The sequence below is a fragment of the Cobetia sp. MM1IDA2H-1 genome (assembly GCF_002916775.2).
GTDB classification, from domain to species: Bacteria; Pseudomonadota; Gammaproteobacteria; order Pseudomonadales; family Halomonadaceae; genus Cobetia; species Cobetia marina.
In genome coordinates, this window is record NZ_CM133225.1 from 2,162,508 (window position 1) to 2,180,609 (window position 18,102).

Below are 18,102 nucleotides of genomic sequence, written 5' to 3' on the forward strand. Positions count from 1 at the left end.
CTCATGACAGGTCACGAGACCGCAGCGAGTGCTGATATCAGCCGCTGATCAATGTGCCGCTTCGCTCTTGGTACCGTCGGCGTGCCAGTTGTAGACGACGAAGTTGAAGTCCTTCAGATCGCCCTTCTCATCGTATTCGACCTTGCCGATGGGCGTGTCGAAGCTGTTGGCCTTGAGATATTCCGCGACATCATAAGGGTCAGTGGAATCGGCGCCCTTGATGCCATCGGCGATCAGCTCCACTGCGGTGTAGGCCGGCATGACGAACGGACCGGAAGGGTCCTGCTCCTTGTCCTTGAAGGCCGCGACCAGATCCGCGTTCTTCGGGTCATTCTCGAAGGCCGGCGGCAGTGTCACGTACAGACCTTCCGAGGCCTGGCCGGCAATCTTGGAAATGTCCGGATTCCCGACCCCTTCCGGCCCCATGAAGGGCGCGTCGAAGCCCAGCTCACGCGATTGACGCAGCAAGAGGCCCAGCTCCGGGTGATAGCCGCCGTAGTAGACGAAGTCGACGTTCTCCTTCTTGAGCTTGGAGATCAGCGCCGAGAAATCCTTGTCACCCGCCGTGATGCCCTCGAACAGCACCACATCGATACCCGCTTCCTCGACGGTATCGCGCACGCCGGTGGCGATACCCTCCCCGTACTGCTGCTTGTCGTGGATCACGGCCATGTGCTTGGGCTTGATCGTCTCGGCGATATAGCGCCCCGCAACCGGCCCCTGCAGCGAGTCCAGACCGATGGTGCGGAAGACCAGCTCATAGCCATGCTCGGTGATGGTCGGACTGGTGGACGCCGCCGTGATCATCATCACCCCTTCCTCGGCGTAGATGTCCGAGGCCGGTTGCGTCGCGCTGGAGCACAGGTGGCCGATCACGTACTGGACGCCGTCATTGACGATCTGGTTGGCGACCGCCACCGCCTGCTTGGGATCACAGGCGTCGTCGTATTTGACGCCCTTGAGCATCTCGCCGTCGACGCCGCCGGCGGCATTGATCCGCTCGATGGCCATCTCGGCACCGATGAACTGCATGTCACCGTACTGGGCGACCGGCCCCGTGACCGGGCCTGCCATGGCGATGGTGATATCTGCCTGAGCCTGGGTGGACATCGCCGCGGCGACCCCGAGAGCGAGAAGAGACCTGCGCATCATGATGAGAATTCCTGTTCCCGATTATTGTTGTACTACGGCCGGGCAGACCTGACGGGTGCCTTGCGGCAGCATTGCGCTGCCCGAAAAGGACTGGCGACAATCGCTGTCATTCGCTGACCTTGTCCGCCGCCGCCAGCCATCAGGCAGGCGACTCGCGACGCCAGGAATGCCTTAAAAGCATTATTGGCAGCAGCGAATACGCATGTAAAGCGACCGTTTGAGCGCTCATGAATGCAGGCCAAGGCCCTACCAATAGCGAAAAAGACTGTGCTTTCCATTCTGGCCAGACAATCGTTGGCATTGACGATGAAAGCCAGTCATTGGCGTATGTAAAGACGCAGTTGACAGGAATTCCCTCTTCACTTGCACCATCAGGTCGCATTGCTGCACCCACCTCGGCTACGCCCAAGGTTGTAGGAAAAGCAATCCTGCCGCCCTCCCGAGGCAACCGGTTGCCCCTAAGCCATGCACTGAGCTGCAATATGATGATCTACGACGCAATAGACAAGATAACGGGATAACCTGCTGATGGCACCTCCCCGTCAGATACCCGCCAGCCCTGAACGCCACGCGCCCGACGATGGGTGACATCGTCGGGCGCGCAGGGTCATGCCTTTACTGGAGGATGGAGAGTAGCGTCAGCCCAGCGCGAGCAGGCGATTGCGCACGTCATTGATCTGATCGCGCAGTCGACCGGCCTCCTCGAATTCGAGATTCTTGGCCGCCGCGAACATGGCATCTTCCAGCCGGCTGATTTCCTTCTCGAGTGCCTGAGGGCCTTGAGCCGCCAGAGCCGCATAGTCCGGCGTCTCTTCCGCCACCTGTCGCTCGTTGCCCTTGCGACGACTGCTCTTGCGTCCCGGTGCCTGGGCACCTTCCATGATATCCGCCACCGATTTGGTGATGGTACGCGGCGTGATGCCGTGCTCTTCATTGAAGGCCATCTGCTTCTCACGGCGGCGCTCCGTCTCGGCTATCGCACGCTGCATGGAATCGGTGATGCGATCGCCATACAGAATGGCCTTGCCGTTGGCGTTGCGCGCCGCACGGCCGATGGTCTGGATCAGGGAGCGCTCGGAGCGCAAAAAGCCCTCCTTGTCGGAATCCAGGATCGCCACCAGCGAGACTTCCGGGATATCAAGGCCCTCACGCAGCAGGTTGATGCCGACCAGCACATCGAACTTGCCAAGACGCAGATCCCGGATGATCTCGACGCGCTCGACGGTGTCGATATCCGAGTGCAGATAGCGCACCCGAACATCGTGCTCTCCCAGATACTCGGTCAGGTCTTCCGCCATGCGCTTGGTCAGCGTGGTGATCAGAACGCGCTCACCGACCTCGGTGCGCGCCTTGATCTCGGAGAGCACGTCATCGACCTGGGTCGAGGCAGAGCGCACCTCGATGACCGGATCAAGCAGCCCCGTGGGACGGACGACCTGCTCCACCACCTGCCCGGCATGCTCTTCTTCATAGGTACCGGGCGTCGCCGAGACGAAGACGGTCTGCGGCAGGATGCTTTCCCACTCCTCGAATTTCATCGGGCGATTGTCCAGCGCCGATGGCAGACGGAAGCCGTATTCGACCAGCGTCTCCTTGCGTGAACGGTCTCCGCGATACATCCCGCCGACCTGAGGCACGCTGACGTGGGACTCGTCGATGAAGACCAGCGCGTCCTTGGGCAGGTAATCGAAGAAGGTCGGCGGCGCATTGCCGGGATCACGCCCGGACAGATAGCGCGAGTAGTTCTCGATGCCGTTGCAGTAGCCCAGCTCCATCATCATCTCGATGTCGTAGAGGGTACGCTGCTCCAGACGCTGCGCCTCGACCAGCTTGTCGTGCTTGCGCAGGTAATCGAGGCGCTCGACCAGCTCTTCCTTGATGTGATCGACCGCGGCGACGATGGTCTCGCGCGGCGTCACGTAGTGGCTCTTGGGGTAGATGGTCATGCGCGGCACCGACTCGGCCACTTCGCCAGTCAGCGGATCGAACAGGCGGATGGAGTCGATCTCGTCATCGAACAGCTCGACACGCACGGCCTGCTCCTCGGAGTCCGCCGGGAAGATGTCGATCACGTCGCCGCGCACGCGATAGGTACCGCGCCGGAAATCCATGTCGTTGCGGGTGTACTGCAGCTCCGCCAGGCGCCTGAGGAAACCGCGTTGGTCGATCTGCTCACCACGATTGAAGTGCAGACGCATCTTCAGGTACTGATCCGGGTCACCCAGGCCGTAGATCGCCGAGACGGAGACCACGATGATCGCATCGCGCCGCTCCAGCAGCGCCTTGGTCGCTGACAGGCGCATCTGCTCGATGTGGTCGTTGATCGAGGCGTCCTTCTCGATGAAGGTATCCGAGGACGCGACATAGGCTTCGGGCTGGTAATAATCGTAATAGGAGACGAAGTACTCGACGGCGTTATCAGGGAAGAACGACTTGAACTCGCCATAGAGCTGGGCTGCCAACGTCTTGTTGGGCGCCATCACGATCGCGGGGCGCTGCAGACGCTCCACGATGTTGGCGACGGTGAACGTCTTGCCCGAGCCGGTCACACCCAGAAGCGTCTGATGCGCAAGACCCGCTTCCAGGCCAGTGATCAGCTTCTCGATGGCAGCCGGTTGATCACCGGCTGGCTTGAACTTGGAATTGATGCGAAATGGTTTGCTCATGCGCTCTCAATGGTGGCGGTCATGCCGCTCTTCAACTGACGGTGGCGGCCAGACTTGCGAAAGGACACCGCGCCCTACTCGGGTGATATCTCGCGACTCGTCACACTGACCCGGGTGCTGGTCATCAGTCGATGGATGGGGCAACGCTCGGAAATCTCGAGCAGGCGCTGACGCGTCGCCTCATCGAGTTCCGCACCATCCTCGGCCTGGAAGTGCATGCTGACGCTCAGACGATACTCCGCGTTCTCACCTGCGCGACGCTCATCACTGTCATCACGGTCCACCGTGGTCACGATGGACGCGAGTGGCAGCCCCTTGCGCCGCGCATACATCAACACGGTGATCGACTTGCAGGCACCCAGCGAGAGATCAAAGTAGTCGTGCGGGTCCGGCGCACTGTCCTCGCCACCCACCACGGTGGGCACATCCACCAGCAGTTCCTCGAAGCTCGCGACCTGAACCCGATGGACGAAGCTGCCAGCCTTGCGGGTAATCACCTCGATGCTCATGCACTACCTCCTTGTCGTGGACTCTCGCGAGACGCATCCGAGCCTGCTGGCGAGCAGAGCGCTCACTTCACCTTGTAACCCGCCTTCTCGACGGTCTTGACTACGGCGTCATACCGCACCTGCCCTTCGACCTCGGCAAAGCCACGCCCGACCTCGGCCTCCTTGACCCCGTCCATCATCATCAAGGCAGTGGTGACCTTGTTGACATCCTTGACGCTCTCGACACCGATCAATGTAAGGGAAAAGCTGGCCATCTCGTGATTCCTGTCTCGCTGGATAAAAAGGATCGCAGGCGCGATCAAACCGCCAAGAATACCACGTTTGACGAGGGCTCCCCCACGCATGCCAGCGAGTCGTCTCAGGCTTTCATGCCAGTGGTTGCCCCCGAAAGATGCCGTGTTGCCCTGCCGGGGGCTGACAGCTGACCACTGCCGCGTGACAATGCCTGCATCGAATGTACCGCTGGCAATTCTCAGGCATTGAACCGCCTGCGGCGGACCCCTCCTTTGCGACAGGATAGCGCGACATGACTGACTTCAAGACCCTGATGCAAGCCCACGGCTTTCACGCGACACAGGCGGGCAAGCTTGCCCCCGAGTCGCCGCTTGCCCCCGAGACCGATGGCGCCGGGAGTCTCACGCCCCTCTCCTGCTTCGAGGTACTCGCGGTCATTGGCGCGGATGGTGAGCGCTTTCTCCAGGGCCAGACCTCGCAGCAGCTTGCGCTGGTGGATGGCTCACTCGCTCCGCTGACCGCCTTCTGCACTCCCAAGGGGCGGATTCTGGCGATGGCCCAGCTGATGCGTCTCAGCGAGGATTGCCTGTGGCTGCTGATGCCGACGGGCACGGCGGAGCCCCTGCGCGCGCACCTTGCCAAGTTCGCGCCCTTCTACAAGGTGAGTCTCGAGGTCCGGGAGGATAGCGTGGTCGTGGGGCTCACGGGAGAGCCCGCCCTGACCCGGGCGGCCGAGCAACTGGCCGATACTGCCTCCTCACAGCACACCGCGCTTGGCCCGCATGATTTCGCCATGTTGGCAACCCCGGATGCCGTGCTTGCCCGCCAGCCGAGGGCAGAGACGGTACGAGGCGTACTGGTCGGTTCTGATGCGCAGGTGACCCGACTCAGCCGTACACTGCTCGATGGCGGCATCAACACCGGTGACGAGAATCACTGGGCGTGCGAGGACATTCGTGCCGGCCTGCAGTGGGTGGACTCGGAGCAGACGGATGCCTGGCTGCCGCAGATGCTCAACCTGGAAGCGCTGGCGGCCATCAGCTTCAAGAAGGGGTGCTATACCGGTCAGGAAGTCGTGGCCCGCGCCCACTTCCGTGGTCAGGTCAAGAAGCGCCTGCAGCGCCTGACGGCGGAGCCGGTCACTCCTCTGCCGCAGCCGGGCGGCAAGGTGGTCTCGCCAGAAGGCAAGGCCATGGGTGAGATCCTGCGGGTCGCCAACAATGCCGATGGCAGCCTGGAAGTGCTGGCGGTGGTGAGCCTGCGCGATGAGGAAGCCCCCCTGACCCTCGAGACTGGGGAACCCTTGCGCCGCGCCCCGCTGCCCTATCCGCTGGAGCGACGTGACCCGGAACAGCTCAAGGCATGAACTTGAAGGCGTGAACTTGAAGACATGAGCTTGAAGACATGAACTTGAAGACATGATCACCAGGCAGCGCTGCCAGCCGTGACACGGATGCCACGGCTGGCCTGGTTAGCCACCTGCGGCGTCATGACAGACAGGCCCCGGCGAAGCGATTCGTCGGGGCCTGTCTGTATCAATGCCTGGCTGTGTCAAAGGCTGTCCTTGGCAGCATCCGGCTGCGACAGAGCCTGGGCATGTCGAAGCGCGAGAGCCGGGACCCTAGCCCGCTTCGCCAGTGACGCTGGCCGGCAACCAGTGCTTGCCGGCCTTGAGATGCTGGATCAGCTGCTCGGACGGCAGAGGACGCGAGTAGAGGAAGCCCTGATGAAGATGACAGCCGCGTGCCAGAAGCGCCGTGCGTTGCTCAGGGGTCTCGATACCCTCCGCCACCACGGCCAGATGGAAGGCCTCCCCCAGTCCCAGCATCGCATCAATCATCGCCCGCCCCTTGTCGGTATCCATCGCGACCACGAATTGCCGATCGATCTTCACCTTGTCGAACGGCAGTTGCTGCAATTGCGACAGGGACGAGTACCCGGTCCCGAAATCATCAAGTGCCAGGGCGACACCCTGTGAGCGAATGCGCTGGAAGAGGATGGCCAGACTCTGGATATCTTCCGGCAGCTGACTCTCCACCAGCTCGATGGTCAGTTGGCGACATAGCTCAGGCCGCTGGAACAGCCTCTTGAGATCCGCCAGAAATCGCTCGTCCATCATGTGCCTGACCGTGACATTGACGCTGAGATGCAGCGCATGACCGGCGTCATGCACACGGATCAGGGTGGCGATGCTCTCCTTGATGACCCAGCGCCCCAGGGCCACATCGAGGTTGGCGGATTCGATGATCGGCATGAAGTCGCCGGAGCCCAGCAGACCATGCTCCGGATGCTGCCAACGCACCAGCGCCTCGGAAAGCACGAGGGATCCATCCCGTCCATCGACGATCGGCTGCAGATGTAGCCGCAGCTGGTCCTGCTGCAATCCCTCGACGAATTCCGCTTCGAGCTGCTTGAGACGCCTGACTTCTCGTTCGGCCTCTTCATCGAAGAAGTGCCACTCGCGATTGAGCTGAAGCGTGTCGTGCAATGCGCGCTCACAGCGATAGACCAGCGCATCCATCTGCTCACCATCCTCGGGAAAGCGACTGATGCCGAGGCTGGGCAGCAGATAGATATCCTCGCCGTTGAGCGACACCTTGTGACGTACCGCCACCAGCAGCATATCCAGCCAGCCGCAGATGCCGCCCCGCGCGGCCTCGAGCAGCCGTCGTGGCACCATGATCAAGAGACGATCCGTCTCCAGACGTGCGACATGGCCTGATGTGCCCAGCAAGGGGTCCAGTCGACGTTGCAGCAACTCCAGCTGGCGATTGCCCGCCTCCGGCCCCGCATGCTCATAGAGCTCCTGCAGTCCGCCGATACGCAATGCCATCAGCACGAAACCATCAAGCCCCGAGACACGTCCCAACTGATCGATACGCAGCTTGATCAAGCGCAGCATGCCTTCACGACTCAATAGCCCGGTGTCGGTATCCGTCTCGCGCTCCTGCAGCACCTGCTGCTGGAGCAGCAAGCGCTCCTGCTCCAGTCCACGAATGATCAAGGCATTCAGGGTTCTGTCCAGCACCGGCATCATCAGGCTTTCCTCCAGCGCCTGACCACGACTGGCGACCAGCAGCAGCTCGCTGCGACCGGGATGCGGCGAGACGGAATAGCCCAGCAGCTGGGTCGCCCCGAGACGCTGACACAGCAGCTGGGTACTCTCCTCGGTGGACGCGTCTACATTCGTGGCACGATTGGCCACGATCCGCCCGGCCGGCAATCGCCACAGAGGGTCACGCCGCAACGAGACACTGCTCAACCATTCCCGCTCATCACGACTCTCGACGATCAGATAGCCTGCGTTGGGGTTGCCCACCTCGCGCCGATAGATGATGACTTCTGCTCCCGTCATCTCTCGTACCCGACGCAGATAGCCGGACAAGGTAGCCAAGGCATGCTGGGGATTGTGCGCTTCATGCGGCAATGCCAGAAACCGCTCGTTCAGGGCAAGATGCTGCTCAAGCTGAGCTTCACGCTGCAGGCCCTGCGCGGCCCAATCTCGACGACGGCGCTGATCGCGCCACAGCATGCCGCCTGTCGCGATACTCGCCAACACGATGACCAGACTCAAGGCCCCCAAGGGCGCTCCCAATTGCCTGAGCATCGCGGTGACGTCATCTGCATCCTGCCAACAGGCCATGGCAGCATGCTCATCGAAGCGCTTCATGGCCGGCAGGTCGCTACAGACGAGAGCGGCTTCCCCGCTCATCTGGCGTGACTGACTGACGACTTCGAGTCTTTCCACTCCCAGGGAAGCGGATGATTCGCTGAGCAACTCCGGGCGCATGGGGACCCCGAATACCAGCATGCCCTGCTCCTCCCGTGAAGGAAGCGCGTCTTCATCCGCATAGAGCCCGTGCACGCCCACCAGCCAGGCCCGCCCGTTCAGCACCAACCAGGCGATGACGGATCGCGTCGGGGTCTGGCGAGCCTTCTCGATCAAGGGGGCCATGGCGCGGCGCCACGCAAGCGGCTGAGCCCCCTGCCAATCATCGGACTCAAGCCCCGGACGTCGCTCCTGCCAGACAGCGGCCTTGCCATTTCCTCTGATGGCCCCGACGAGATGGATCCCCGTATTGATCGAGAACTCGGGCCCGTACATGTAGTCCAGCCACTCAGGGTTCGGGGCAGGCAAACGCAGGAACTCCTCGGTGGCCTCTTGCCAATCGCCATGCTCGCGCAACTGACCTTCCAGGGCTCGCTGGCTGGCCTGGGCCCACATGGTGACGCGCTGACGCGCCGCGTCCTGCTCTCCTGCTCTCAGTTGCTGTATCTGACTGATGCCCAGCCAGGCGGTGGCAAGAACAGAGGCAATCAGCAGAAGCGGTATCAGCCACAGACGATGGCGGGGCTCCCGGGGCGGGCCTTGCCTCAAGGAGGCGCGTACGGACTTGTCAGAATCCGGTCGCGGATGAGCAGACGTTCTACGAGGCATTGAGTTACCGATGATGACGCGATCTCCTGAATCCCGTGGCACAGTGCTGCCGAGGTGCTGGGTTCAGTCTAGATCAGGCGCTCAGTTGAAGAATACGCTGCACGGTGCGGCTGGTCGTCTCGCTGATGGCCTCCAGAGTGGACTCACGCAGCGATACCACACTCCTTGCCACCTCCGCCACCCTGGCCGGTTCATTGCGTTGCCCCTGAAAGCCCTGCAACGGCATGTCGGGGCTGTCGGTCTCCAGCACGAAGCCATCCTCCGGCAATGACGCCACGACTCCCCGCAGTTTGCGGGCACGCGGGTAGGTCACGCTGCCGCCCAGCCCCAGCACGAAACCGAGCTCGAGAAAGCGCTCAGCCTGAACCTGACTGCCCGCAAAGGCATGAATGATGCCGCCCCGGGTGAGGTGCGCGTTCTTGAGCCGCTTGGCCACTTCGTCATTGGCACGCACGCAATGCACGATGACAGGCAGGGAGAATTCGCGTGCCATGCTCAGCTGGGCCTCGAACAGCTGCCATTGGGCGTCATGATCGGCCAGTCGCGCATCGAAGCCGCATTCGCCCAACGCGACGATCTCGCCAGCATGCTGATCGAGGGCCTGATGAAGCGCCGCCAGCGCGCTCTCGCCATGCTCGGACAGAAAATAGGGATGCAGCCCCAGGGCACCGAAGATACGCGGGGATGACTGCACGAGTTCCAGCACGTCCGCGAAGCTGGCCACCGTGGTGGATGGCACCACGAACCTCGACACACTCTCATTCACGGCACGCGAGATGACCGCGTCACGATCCTGAGCGAAGATGGGAAAATCCAGATGGCAATGGCTGTCGATCAACATGCAATATCCCGGTGATGGTCGTACTGCCATCGTGCTATATCAGCCAGTGACAGACAAACGAAGGGACCGGCCTGGTGGCCGGTCCCTTCGTTTATCGATGTTGCTCTGTCAGCCATCGTGACTGGCAAAGCTAGCCTAGGCCGCCTCCACCGGCGCTACCGGCGCCAGCTCGGAGGTGCAATGACCACAACGGGTCGCCGCCAGCGGCACCTTGGAAAGACAGTACGGGCAGTCCTTGTCGGTGATCTCTTCCGGCGCTTCTTCGGCTTCCTTCTTGAGCTTGTTGATCTGACGGATCAACACGAAGACGGCCAGCGCCACCAGCGCGAAGCTGATGATGGCATTGATGAACAGTCCATAGTTCAGTGTCACGGCCCCCGCATCCCTCGCAGCCTCCAGACTGACATAGGGAGCCGCCTGAGCCCCTTCCTTGAGCACGAAGAAGAAGTTGGAGAAATCGACGCCCCCGATCAAGAGTCCGATCAAGGGATTGAGCATGTCACCCACCAGGCTCTTCACGATCAGCGTGAACGCCCCCCCGATGATGATGCCCACCGCCATGTCGACGACATTGCCCTTGACCGCGAAATCGCGGAATTCCTTCATGAAACCGGCCATAGCCCCACCTGCTGATGATTGTTGTTGTCCTGTCGCGACCGACGCGTCCCTTTGGGTCATGCGTCTGTCAGGCCAAGGCATGCGCCCTGTGACTGCCTGCGTCGCTGGCCATCCCCATGTCTTTCGCAAGGGAGTATGCGGCCAAAGTCATCGATCTTGAGTTGGTGTGGCTAACGCTTGAGGACACGTTCAACCCGAAAGCACGAACGCCGCCCCTAGGGGCGGCGTTCGCATCAATCCTGAATCGGTCAGGGGGCCTCGGAGATGGCCTCGTCAGGCACCAGAGCCACTCGGGTGCGGGCCACTCGGGCATCCCCCCCTGAACCGTCTCAGTGCTCGCGGGTGGCGCGGAAGGTGATGTCCGGCCAACGCTCCTGCGTCAACTGCAGGTTGACGCGAGTCGGCGCGATGTAGGTCAGGAAGCCGCCGCCATCGTAGGCGAGATTGGCGCTGGCCTTGCGCTTGAAGTCCTCAAGCATCTTGGTGTCATCGCAATAGATCCAGCGCGCCGTCTGCACGTTCACCGCTTCATACATGCACTCGACCTTGTACTCTTCCTTCAGACGGTGAGCGACCACATCGAACTGCAGGGTGCCCACGGCGCCCACGATCAGGTCATTGTTGTCGAACGGCTGGAAGACCTGGGTCGCGCCCTCTTCGGAGAGCTGCTGCAGGCCTTTCTGCAGCGCCTTCATCTTCAGCGGGTCCTTCAGGCGTACCCGCTTGAACAGTTCCGGCGCGAAGTGAGGGATGCCGGTGAAGCGCATGTCTTCCCCCATGGTGAAGGTATCGCCGATCTGGATGGTGCCGTGGTTGTGCAGACCGATGATGTCACCCGGCCAGGCCTCTTCCACGTGGGAGCGGTCCGCCGCCATGAAGGTCAGGGCGTCAGGAATCTTGACATCCTTGTTGATGCGCACGTGACGCATCTTCATGTTCTTCTCGTACTTGCCGGAACAGACGCGCAGGAAGGCCACGCGGTCACGATGCTTCGGGTCCATGTTGGCCTGGATCTTGAACACGAAGCCGGTGAAGCGCTCGTCATGGGCCGTGACTTCACGGGTATCGGTATCACGCGACTGGGGCGGCGGCGCGTATTCGACGAAGCCATCCAGCATCTCGCGTACGCCGAAGTTGCCCATGGCGGTCCCGAAGTAGACCGGTGTCAGATCACCGCGACGATAGGCCTCGAGATCGAATTCGTGAGAGGCGCCGCGCACCAGCTCGACTTCCATGCTCAGTTCTTCGATGAGATCTTCGCCCAGCACTTCAATGGCTTCGGGGCTGTCGAGGCCCTTGATGCGCACGTCATCGGGGATGCGGTTGCCCTGGCCCTGCTTGTAGAGATGGATCTCGTCATTGAGCAGGTGATAGACCCCCTTGAAACCCTTGCCGACGCCGATCGGCCAGGTCATCGGGGCACACTGGATGTTGAGGACCGTCTCGACTTCATCCATCACCTCGATGGGATCACGCGTCTCGCGGTCCATCTTGTTGACGAAGGTCAGGATCGGCGTGGTGCGCAGGCGACAGACTTCCATCAGCTTGATGGTACGGTCCTCGACACCCTTGGCACCGTCAATGACCATCAGCGCCGAGTCGACGGCCGTCAGCGTCCGGTAGGTATCTTCCGAGAAGTCCTCGTGCCCGGGCGTATCCAGCAGATTGACCATGCGGTCCTTGTAGGGGAACTGCATCACGGAGGTGGTCACGGAGATGCCACGCTCCTGCTCCATCTTCATCCAGTCGGAGGTCGCGTGGCGATCGGCCCGCTTGCTCTTGACCGAGCCGGCCATCTGGATGGCATTCCCGAACAGCAGCAGCTTCTCGGTGATGGTGGTCTTGCCCGCATCCGGGTGAGAGATGATGGCGAATGTACGGCGAACATCCGCCGCCTTGGCAATCTGGGAATCTGACATGGGCTGAAAGGCATCCGGCTCGACGTGAGGCACGCCGCGCGCACTGTTAGGTGAATAGCAGAACGAAACGAATGGCGCGCATTGTAGCGGCTGGCGAGGCTCGGCAACAGAGGCGGGCCCATCTCACTCGACAATCACTCCTCTGTCTCCGCGACGGCCGACAAGCGCTCGACGATACGGCATTGCGCGATCACTCCCCCGGCACAGCAGTATGTCAGACGTTGCAATTCCTCTTCCATGGCAGCGAGATCTCGCTGGCGCTGCTGTACCTCGGCCAGCTGCGCCTCGATACGCGCATCGATCTGATGACACGGCAACGCCTGCTGATCCGCCAGCCCCAGCAAGGCGCGGATATCATCCAGCGAAAACCCCAGCCGCCGACAGCGGCGGATGAAGGTCAACCGCCGCAGTTGCGTACTGCCATACTCGCGATACCCGTTGGCGGCCCGCCGCGTCGGAGACAACAGGCCCTGCTTCTCGTAATAGCGGATCGTCACCGCCTGAACGTCAGAGGCGCTGGCCAGCTGACCGATGCTCATTGCCGCCTCACCGTGTGATGAAGGATGCGCCGTACCTTCCTGAGCAGACTCTCTGGCAGTCATCGATGGCTCCTCCTCTCGCGATATGTTGCACGTCGATGCATCAGCCGTTTCGTCAGCCGACTTGACCTTATAGTCACTATAACCCCCATGCTGTCAGCAACACGACAGGAGGCCAAGACCCCATGAAAAGCTGCTGCGAAAGCAAATCCGGCGAACTGGCAGAGCTCAGAGCCTCTCAGGGCAAGGTGTTGAAGATTCTGCTGGCACTGAATGCCAGCATGTTCTTCGTCGAATTCACCGCCGCCTGGTGGCTGGGCTCCACCGCCCTGCTGGGGGATTCGCTCGACATGTTCGGCGATGCCAGCGTCTACGCTCTGACCCTCTATGTCCTGCACCGCAGCGTACGCGCACGGGCGTTGAGCGCGCTGGTAAAGGGCGTCGTGATGCTGGTGCTGGGCGTGATCGTCCTTGGCGAGGCAGGGCATCAGGCACTGCACGGCGTGGCACCGGCCGCCCACGGCATGGGCGCCTTCGCCCTGCTGGCACTGGTCGTCAATCTCATCTGCTTCGGCCTGCTGTGGCGCTTCAAGTCGGATGATCTGAACATGCGCTCCACCTGGCTGTGCTCACGCAATGACATCATCGCCAATGCCTCGGTCTTCGGGGCCGCGATATTGGTGGGATGGACAGGCTCTCGCTGGCCGGACGTGCTGCTGGGCGCTGCGATCGCCGCACTCTTCCTGCAATCCGCCTGGCAGGTGATTCGCGATGCGCGAGTTGAGCTGCGCGAGGCGAAACAGGCCACAAACGCGCAGGCATCAGATGAGCAGGCAGCCAGCGATCAGGCATCGTCCTGCGCCACCAGCAGCTGTTGTGCACCGCCCACGGCTGCCACCGTGGTCGAACAGTCCCCCGCCAGCGGCTGCTGTTCCGGCAAGGGCGGTGGTGGAAACACCTCTATCTGACACGACTCAGGTGTCATTCCCGCCGCTCTGCCCAGCCACTGACATGCCCTCGAATGCCATCATCCGCGTGCAGTCCGCCTGAAACGACAGCGCCCCGTCGAGCTCGACGGGGCGCTTTAGTGTCTGGATATCGCCAAGGTCAGGGGGCCGGAGAGTCGGGTTGACGCTCAGGATGCGCCTGCTGGAAAGCGTCCAGTGACTGGCAGGCCGCCTCGATGGCCAGAATCCTCGGATAGTCCTCGAGTTCACACTCGAAGCGGCGCGCATTGTAGAGCTGGGGCATCAGGCAGGCATCCGCCATGCCCGGGCTATCGCCATGGCAGAAACGCCCTGCACTTTCCGCCAGCATCACTTCCAGACGCGCTAAACCTTCGGCGACCCAGTGGCGGTACCACTCAAGGCGCTGCGCCTGGGTGACCACAAGGCGATCTGTCAGATAATTGAGCACGCGCGGATTGTTGAGCGGATGCATCTCACAAGCCATGAACTGGCACAGTGAGCGCACCTTCGCACGCGCCTCCGGCGTTGAGGGCAGCAGCGCCGGGGCGGGCCAGCGCTCCTCCAGATATTCCATGATCGCGAGCGACTGGGTCAGGGCCGCAGGTGTTTCCGTATCTCCCACCATCAGGGTCGGCACCAGCCCCTGGGGATTGATGGCCAGATACTCCTCGCTGCGCTGTTCGCCCTTGAGCAGGTTGACCGGCACCTGAGCGACCTCAATCCCCTTAAGCGCCAGCGCGATTCTTACTCGATAGCTGGTAGATGAACGGTAATAGCCATACAGGCTTATTGAACTCATGCTGCACTCCCCTGTGACGCGGTTGGAAGCCGGCCGCTCATTCGCACTGCCTCGCACCCAGTTGGCTTGAGGCTTACCGGCACACGACGTCTTCCCGAGACGTGTCTTCGAGAAGCTCTACCTGATGAGGCCGCCTTCAGGCGTCCAACGGCGTCACCTGCTGATCAATGGCGCCGAAGATGCTCTGGCCATCGCGATCGAACATCTCGATGCGGATACGATCACCGAAACGCATGAAGGGCGTGCGAATCTCATCGAACAGGATCTTCTCGACCATGCGCACCTCCGCCAGACAGCTGTAGCCCACGCCCCCTTCGCTGATCGGCTTGCCGGGCCCGCCATCCTTGCCGGGATTGGATACGGTGCCGGAACCGATGATCGCGCCGGCCCCCAGCGGGCGAGTCTTGGCGGCATGCGCCACCAGCTGCGGGAAACTGAAGATCATGTCTGGCCCGGACTCTGGCTCTCCGAACGTCTCACCATTGAGATGCACGCTCAGCGGCAGATGCACGCGCCCCTGCAGCCAGGCATCCCCCAGCTCATCCGGCGTCACGGCGAGGGGCGAGAAGCTAGACGACGGCTTGGCCTGGAAGAAGCCGAAGCCCTTGGCCAGCTCATCGGGGATCAACCCACGCAGACTGACGTCATTGACCAGCATCACAAGGCGGATGTGGTTCTCGGCCTGCTCCGGACTGACCTGCATCGGCACATCGTCAGTGATGACGGCGATCTCGCCTTCGAAATCGATGCCATGCTCCTCACTGACACACACGATATCGGCGTTGGGGGCCAGGAAGCTGTCGCTGCCGCCCTGATACATCAGCGGGTCGTGCCAGAAGGTCTCGGGCATCTCGGCGCCGCGTGCCTGACGAACCAGTTGCACATGATTCAGATACGCCGAGCCATCCGCCCATTGATAACTGCGTGGCAGCGGCGAATGCAGAGTCTTCATGTCCAGATCGAACGCATCAGCCAAGGTGCCATCATTGAGCGCTGCGTAACGCTTCTCGAGCGCTGGTGTCAGCGAAGCCCAGTCCTCCAGCAGCGCCTGCAGCGTCGTGGCGACATCCGCGACCTTCACGGCGCGGGTCAGATCACGGGAGACCAGCAGCAGTGTTCCATCGCGGGAACCATCCTGGTGAGTGGCGAATTTCATGACTGCCTCCTTGAGAAGCTTGAGGGATGAAAGAACGTGGGTAGACCAGAGCGGGATGGCATGCACATGCCAATCTCAGCGCTGCTGGGGAGTGAAATGAGACGCCAACCCCTGCCAGACCGAGCCGTAGTCGCGCTGACGAGCGCTCGACGACAGGGCCTGTGGGGTGGGCTGGAACAGATAGCGACTCTCGAACATGAAGGCGAGCGTATTGCCCTGATAGCGGGGGGCGAGTTCCGCCTGAGTGGCGGCCTCGAAGGTGGCAGCGTCAGGGCCATGCGGGGTCATGGCGTTATGCAGACTCGCGCCTCCCGGGCGGAAGCCTTCGCGCTTGGCGTCATATTCACCATGGATCAGTCCCATCAGCTCGCTCATCAGATTGCGATGGAAATATGGGGGGCGGAAGGTGTTCTCGGCGACCATCCAGCGCGGCGGGAAGATCACGAAGTCGAGATTGGCGACCCCGGCGGTGTCCGATGGTGATGTCAGCACGGTGAAGATCGAGGGGTCCGGATGATCGAAGCTGACCGTGTTGAGGGTATTGAAGGTCGCCAGATCATATTTGTAGGGCGCGTAGTTGCCATGCCAGGCCACGACATCCAGTGGTGAGTGATCCAGACTCGCGCACCAGAAACGCCCGCCGAACTTGGCCACCAGCGTGAAATCACCGGCTTCGTCCTCGAAACGCGCCGAAGGTGCGAGGAAATCACGCGGGTTGGCCAATCCATTGCTGCCGATGGGCCCCAGAGAGGGCAACTCGAGAGGCGCGCCATAGTTCTCGGCCACATAACCTCGACAGCCCTCCGCGTGTCCCGCCAGCGGATTGAGCTGAAACTTGATACCACGCGGGATCACCACGATCTCGCCGCTGGCGACTTCCAGCAGGCCCAGCTCGCTGCGCACCTCAATGGCACCCTGTTGCGGCACGATCAGCAATTCGCCGTCGGCATTGTAGAAAAAGCGCTGCTGCATGCCGCGAGAGAAGGCATAGAGGTGCGTGGCACAGCCCTGCTGCGCCTGGGCATCTCCATTGACCGCCAGCGTGATCAGGCCGTCCAGAAAGTCCCCTGTCGAGCATGTGATGGGGTCCCAGCGCATCGGATTGGGGTCCGGCACTCTCTCGGCCAACGGTGCAGTGGCGACCTGCGGCATCTCCATGGGCTGGTAGGCGCCCTGCACGACCGAGGGCCGAATGCGGTAAAGCCAGCTGCGTAGGTTGTGACTGCGCGGTGCCGTGAAGGCCGAGCCACTCAACTGCTCCGCGTAAAGGCCGTAGGGGCAACGCTGGGGAGAGTTCTGGCCCTGAGGCAAGGCGCCAGGCAACGCCTCGGTGGAGACATGATTACGAAAACCGGCGTGATAATGGCACTCAGCGTTGCGCTCGCGCATGACGATTCATCTCCTTGTGGGCTCGCGGCTCCTGAAGATCTGGGGCATCCACGGCACGACATACCGCCAACCCCTCTAAATAGTTACATATGAAACCATATAGGCAGACCCACACCCTGGCAATCGCCGTATTACTAGACTTTTGTCTTGCTCGCTCTCGAAGGTGGTAACATCGGTAACCTGATCCACCTGAAACGTTTCAATGCGACTCAGTATGCCAACCCTCTCACCGAGTCAGGTAACTTTCGATGCAACGCACTGATGACACTCCCGAAGCTCGCGATGCCCTTGACGGGGAACCCCCACAAGACACACCCCGCTGCGAGCTGGATCTTGACCAGTTCCTGCCCTATCGCCTCAACCGTCTGGCAGAGCGAACCAGTGAGGCGCTGTTCGTCCGTTATGGTGAGCGCTTCGCCATCAATGTCGCCGAGTGGCGTCTGCTGGCCTGGCTGAGCCGTGGCTCGCCATTGACGGCCCGGGAAATCAGTCAACGGACTCATATGGACAAGGTGCGCGTCTCTCGGGCCGTCAAATCTCTGGAAAGCCGTAAACTGATCCTGCGCCGGCCGAGCGAGCAGGATCAGCGTGCGCAGTTGCTCGCCCTCACTGCCGAGGGTGAGGCCATGCTCGCCGAACTGATCCCCGAGGCCCAGCGCTTCGAGGATGAGTTGCTGAGCGCCGTCAATGCACGCCAATACCGGGATCTGCTGCTCACCATGCAGACCCTGGAGCGTCAATTGGATCAGCTGCCAGGCAACGACTGAGACTCGCGGGAGGCAGCAGGTGCGCCACCTTGTGCCCCATGAGATTCTCGACAGGACACTCGCACTTCGTACAAGTATGGTATAAATCACGTACTGGTTTTATGGAG

At 61.7% G+C, this 18,102-nt stretch carries 15 protein-coding genes; 3 read left to right on the forward strand and 12 right to left on the reverse strand.

The genetic code is table 11. The features are described from left to right. Positions 1-48: 48 nt before the first annotated feature. The 4 genes from BOH68_RS09240 to BOH68_RS09255 all read right to left on the reverse strand — a co-directional run bounded on the left by BOH68_RS09240 (position 49) and on the right by BOH68_RS09255 (position 4,581). The gene (locus tag BOH68_RS09240) at positions 49-1,149 is read right to left on the reverse strand and encodes a branched-chain amino acid ABC transporter substrate-binding protein (protein WP_308457337.1); all 1,101 of its coding nucleotides are present in this window, start codon (positions 1,147-1,149) and stop codon (positions 49-51) included. A gap of 641 nt (positions 1,150-1,790) precedes the next feature. Continuing rightward, positions 1,791-3,818, reverse strand: coding sequence for an excinuclease ABC subunit UvrB (uvrB, locus tag BOH68_RS09245; RefSeq protein WP_077375901.1), 2,028 nt, complete (start codon positions 3,816-3,818; stop codon positions 1,791-1,793). A 74-nt stretch (positions 3,819-3,892) separates the two neighbouring features. After that, positions 3,893-4,327: an OsmC family protein gene (locus BOH68_RS09250; protein ID WP_077375898.1), complete on the reverse strand. Its 435-nt coding sequence runs from the start codon at positions 4,325-4,327 to the stop codon at positions 3,893-3,895. Positions 4,328-4,389: 62 nt separating this feature from the next. Further along, the gene (locus tag BOH68_RS09255) at positions 4,390-4,581 is read right to left on the reverse strand and encodes a hypothetical protein (RefSeq protein WP_077375895.1); all 192 of its coding nucleotides are present in this window, start codon (positions 4,579-4,581) and stop codon (positions 4,390-4,392) included. A 272-nt stretch (positions 4,582-4,853) separates the two neighbouring features. On the opposite strand from BOH68_RS09255, the gene ygfZ reads away from it, so the two are divergent. Continuing rightward, positions 4,854-5,927, forward strand: a complete 1,074-nt coding sequence (ygfZ, locus tag BOH68_RS09260) for a CAF17-like 4Fe-4S cluster assembly/insertion protein YgfZ (protein ID WP_077375892.1) — start codon at positions 4,854-4,856, stop codon at positions 5,925-5,927. Positions 5,928-6,182: 255 nt separating this feature from the next. On the opposite strand, the gene BOH68_RS09265 is transcribed toward ygfZ, so the two are convergent. The 5 genes from BOH68_RS09265 to BOH68_RS09285 all read right to left on the reverse strand — a co-directional run bounded on the left by BOH68_RS09265 (position 6,183) and on the right by BOH68_RS09285 (position 12,979). Then, positions 6,183-8,939, reverse strand: a complete 2,757-nt coding sequence (locus BOH68_RS09265; protein WP_170877409.1) for an EAL domain-containing protein — start codon at positions 8,937-8,939, stop codon at positions 6,183-6,185. Positions 8,940-9,072: 133 nt separating this feature from the next. Then, positions 9,073-9,840: a TatD family hydrolase gene (locus tag BOH68_RS09270; RefSeq protein ID WP_077375886.1), complete on the reverse strand. Its 768-nt coding sequence runs from the start codon at positions 9,838-9,840 to the stop codon at positions 9,073-9,075. A 135-nt stretch (positions 9,841-9,975) separates the two neighbouring features. Beyond that, positions 9,976-10,458, reverse strand: a complete 483-nt coding sequence (gene mscL, locus BOH68_RS09275) for a large conductance mechanosensitive channel protein MscL (RefSeq protein ID WP_077375883.1) — start codon at positions 10,456-10,458, stop codon at positions 9,976-9,978. 329 nt (positions 10,459-10,787) lie between these two features. Next, the gene (locus BOH68_RS09280) at positions 10,788-12,377 is read right to left on the reverse strand and encodes a peptide chain release factor 3 (RefSeq protein WP_077375880.1); all 1,590 of its coding nucleotides are present in this window, start codon (positions 12,375-12,377) and stop codon (positions 10,788-10,790) included. 134 nt (positions 12,378-12,511) lie between these two features. Continuing rightward, positions 12,512-12,979 carry a MerR family DNA-binding protein gene (locus BOH68_RS09285; RefSeq protein ID WP_258038246.1) on the reverse strand — a complete coding sequence of 156 codons (468 nt, stop codon included), beginning with the start codon at positions 12,977-12,979 and terminating at the stop codon, positions 12,512-12,514. Positions 12,980-13,101: 122 nt separating this feature from the next. On the opposite strand from BOH68_RS09285, the gene BOH68_RS09290 reads away from it, so the two are divergent. Beyond that, on the forward strand, positions 13,102-13,884 hold the full coding sequence (locus BOH68_RS09290; RefSeq protein WP_077375874.1) for a cation transporter: 783 nt from the start codon (positions 13,102-13,104) through the stop codon (positions 13,882-13,884). 139 nt (positions 13,885-14,023) lie between these two features. Here BOH68_RS09290 and maiA read toward each other — a convergent pair whose 3' ends face one another. From maiA to hmgA, 3 genes are all read right to left on the reverse strand, one after another. Further along, complete coding sequence (gene maiA, locus BOH68_RS09295) at positions 14,024-14,683, reverse strand: maleylacetoacetate isomerase (protein ID WP_077375871.1); 660 nt, start codon at positions 14,681-14,683, stop codon at positions 14,024-14,026. Positions 14,684-14,819: 136 nt separating this feature from the next. Then, a complete protein-coding gene (locus BOH68_RS09300) occupies positions 14,820-15,839 on the reverse strand; it encodes a fumarylacetoacetate hydrolase family protein (RefSeq protein WP_077375868.1) in 1,020 nt (339 codons plus the stop codon). 75 nt (positions 15,840-15,914) lie between these two features. Then, positions 15,915-17,228 carry a homogentisate 1,2-dioxygenase gene (gene hmgA, locus BOH68_RS09305; RefSeq protein ID WP_077375865.1) on the reverse strand — a complete coding sequence of 438 codons (1,314 nt, stop codon included), beginning with the start codon at positions 17,226-17,228 and terminating at the stop codon, positions 15,915-15,917. A gap of 248 nt (positions 17,229-17,476) precedes the next feature. On the opposite strand from hmgA, the gene BOH68_RS09310 reads away from it, so the two are divergent. After that, positions 17,477-17,995 (forward strand): MarR family winged helix-turn-helix transcriptional regulator, encoded by a 519-nt coding sequence (locus BOH68_RS09310; protein ID WP_077375861.1) that lies wholly within the window; start codon positions 17,477-17,479, stop codon positions 17,993-17,995. Positions 17,996-18,102: the final 107 nt, after the last annotated feature.